The 2978-nt window shown below is 52.9% G+C and carries 3 protein-coding genes and 1 pseudogene; all 4 read right to left on the bottom strand.

Going from position 1 to position 2978, the window contains the following annotated elements; all coding sequences use genetic code 11:
* A pseudogene (locus ABJQ89_RS12285) lies at nucleotides 1-254 on the bottom strand (diaminopimelate decarboxylase); the annotation flags it as partial.
* 106 nt (nucleotides 255-360) lie between these two features.
* Nucleotides 361-1566 carry a sugar-transfer associated ATP-grasp domain-containing protein gene (locus tag ABJQ89_RS12280; protein WP_348496521.1) on the bottom strand — a complete coding sequence of 402 codons (1206 nt, stop codon included), beginning with the start codon at nucleotides 1564-1566 and terminating at the stop codon, nucleotides 361-363.
* Nucleotides 1567-1702: 136 nt separating this feature from the next.
* Nucleotides 1703-2020: a DUF2834 domain-containing protein gene (locus tag ABJQ89_RS12275; RefSeq protein ID WP_348496520.1), complete on the bottom strand. Its 318-nt coding sequence runs from the start codon at nucleotides 2018-2020 to the stop codon at nucleotides 1703-1705.
* Between the two features lie 188 nt (nucleotides 2021-2208).
* Nucleotides 2209-2978, bottom strand: a 770-nt coding sequence (gene argH, locus ABJQ89_RS12270) for an argininosuccinate lyase (RefSeq protein ID WP_348496519.1), incomplete at its 5' end; no start/stop codon positions are given.

The following is a 2978-nucleotide window of genomic DNA, read 5'->3' as shown; positions in this document are numbered from 1 at the left end:
TCACCTGCGGACACAACGTCCATACCAGCGCCAAGCGCTGCGAGCGTTTTCAGGATCGCTTGGTTAGACGCCGCCTTCATCGCGTAGCATACGAGATGGTCCATACCTTCAAGAGCTTCGTCAAACAGCTTGAAATGCCGCTCGAGCGTCGCGGTTGAATAGACGTAAAAGGGTGTGCCAACGCTTGCGGCAATCTCGCTCACAGGGACGTCTTCGGCGTAAAGCGCGCCATCGCGGTAAAGAAAATGATCCATGCGCGCGTGAGTAATGAGAATCGCGCGCGCGTTCAATCTCTATTGCATCGCCCTGCCCCAATCACTGATTGGGAAAGGACCTGTCAAACTTGGAATTTCCGTCGATTTAGACTTGCTGCTCTTTGCGCAGCTTTTTGAAATGCGCGGTGCGCTCTTCCAAAATTTTCTGAGTGCGCGCTTCGACCTTGTCAAAGATAGGCGCAAAGTCCGCGTTATTGATGCCGCGATCATGCGCCAATTGATAAAGCGTGTGGAACGGGTTTGCGTTACATTCGATGATAACCGGACCCTCATCCGTGATTGCGATGTCCCAACCAAAGACGCCAAATTCTGGGAACATACTATGCCCTTGGCGCGCAACTTCTTTCACTTGATCCCAATGTGGAACTTGGAACCCAGCAAAACTTTTGCCAGACACAGGATGCTGCTCAAGCACTTCACGGCTTAGACCAGCACCAGAAATAGCGTGGCTTACCTGCCCTGTTTCAGCATCTACCGCGCCCAACATGGAACCCGACTGCCAGAAGTTATCAGACATTGCTTTCGGTGATGGCACTTTCCAAACCGCATAGAGAACGCGAGGGGCATCATCTTCGATGATCGTCACAACGCGCATAGTGCCAACTGCTTGGCCAGCCAATTCTGTGATGTCTTTGTGCTGCTGCACCGCGCTTTGGAAGGTAAAGCCTTCTGGGTAATCCGCGATGACTTCGTGTGCGAAAGCGTCGATATCAAAAGACTTGCCATTGCCCATTTCGATCATACCCTTGTCGGCATCAATCCCAACAAGCAGCGCAGAACCCACAGATTTCGATCCCTCAAGCGGCTTTGCAAAAACAGGGTAACGCGCTTCGCTTTTGAGGAAACGAGACACATCTGCCGCCGTGCGCAACGTGTTGATCGCGCCAAATCCGCGCTCCGTATGTGCAACGGCCTGCGTTTCGGTCGTCGGCATGTCCATGCCGCGCAGCATTGTTGTGTAGAGCACTTTGTCCCGAATGAAGGAGCGTTTGTCCCCCAACTTTGCCGGAGAGAGGCGCAGATTCAATTTGTAGCTGCCCATTTCCCCAACAAACTGAAGCTTTTCTTCTGATGTAATATCCGTGCGATAGTGTTGCGCCGCATAATACTCACCAAAGGAAATGCCGGCTTTGCGCTGAAGTTTGAACATTTCACGCATTTGTTTGATCGGACTCACACCCGTCTCGCGTGCGACGTCTACGATCATCTTAGACACAGGTGCAGGCGCTTTTTCTGGCGCGGCCAACAATGCCTTTTGCGGAAGGGTTTGAGATGCGTCAATGCTCGTCATGAATCTGTCCTCTGCGTTTATTGCCTTTTGCAGAGAGATGATCAGCAAATGTGCCGAAACTTGGACATCGTAAGGCCGAAATTGAGAAAATACGCTCAAATCCAGTCGTTTGTTTCCAAAATGACGCTAATTTGGGTCAGACAACCGGACGTGTGCGTAAAAATAGGTACAAAGGCAGCCCACAACTGACGCCAATGCAAAAGGTTGCAGGGATCGCAATGAGCGCGCTCCAATTTTTACGTGCGAACACTTCGGCCAATATCCAGATCGTCAGAGCGATCGCCGCAATCGTCAAATCCCAAACGAGACCGGAGCTGGCCAAATTGCTGTTCCAAGCCTGCGCCATCTTAGCGAGGCTCCATCCTTCGGTCTGGAACCACTGGATAAAGTAATACATCGGGTGGATCGCACCCCACACCGCAAGTGCGAGATAGATCATGCGCAAAACTGACATCCGCTTTCCTTTCAGACGTTGTGATAGGGAACCTAGCACGTCTTCAGAAAGTGCAAGGACAAGCCAATCCAGTGTTTACTCGACGGTCACTTCGATGGTTTCGGTCTTTGGCTCTGGTTTGGTTGGTAGGCCGTCAGCGCCGCACGCTGACAGCACTGCAATCAGAGCAAAAACAGAAACAATGCGCATCATGCCACAATGCCCCGCCAACGAGCGACTTGCGCAAGCACTTGGCTTGGGGCCGTGCCGCCATAGGACGTGCGCGAGGCAACAGACGCTTGGACGGTCAGGACGGAATAGACATCTTCGGTAATAGCCGCATGAACAGACTGCAATTGCTCAAGGCTAAGGTCAGGCAGATCAACGCCCTCTTTTTCAGCCAAGGCAACCAGCGATCCAGTGACGTGGTGTGCATCGCGAAACGGCATGTTCAAAGCACGTACGCACCAATCCGCCAAATCCGTCGCCGTAGAGAAACCAGAACCGGCTGCGCCAGCGAGGCTCTCGCGGTTCGCGGTCATATCGCGCACCATGCCATCCATCGCGGCCAGCGCGAGCATCCAGCTATCCGCGGCATCAAAGGTCTGCTCTTTGTCTTCCTGCATGTCCTTGGAATAGGCCAGCGGTAACCCCTTCATCACGATCATCAAGGCAGTATTTGCCCCAAAAATGCGCCCGATCTTTGCGCGGATCAATTCCGCTGCATCAGGGTTCTTCTTTTGCGGCATGATCGAGGAGCCAGTCGAAAAGCGATCAGACAGCGTCACAAAACGGAACTGCGCAGATGACCAGATCACCAATTCTTCGGCCAAACGGCTGAGATGCACAGCACTGATCGACGCAACGCTGAGGAATTCCAAAGCAAAGTCACGATCGCTCACCGCATCCAGTGAATTCGCAGACGGACGATCAAAGCCTAACGCCGCCGCTGTTGCGTTGCGATCAATCGGGAAAGATG

It is taken from the genome of Planktotalea sp. (assembly GCF_039984035.1).
In the GTDB taxonomy this organism is placed as follows: domain Bacteria; phylum Pseudomonadota; class Alphaproteobacteria; order Rhodobacterales; family Rhodobacteraceae; genus Planktotalea.
The sequence above is the reverse complement of the archived record's forward strand: the minus strand, read 5'-3'. Positions and strand labels throughout refer to the sequence as shown.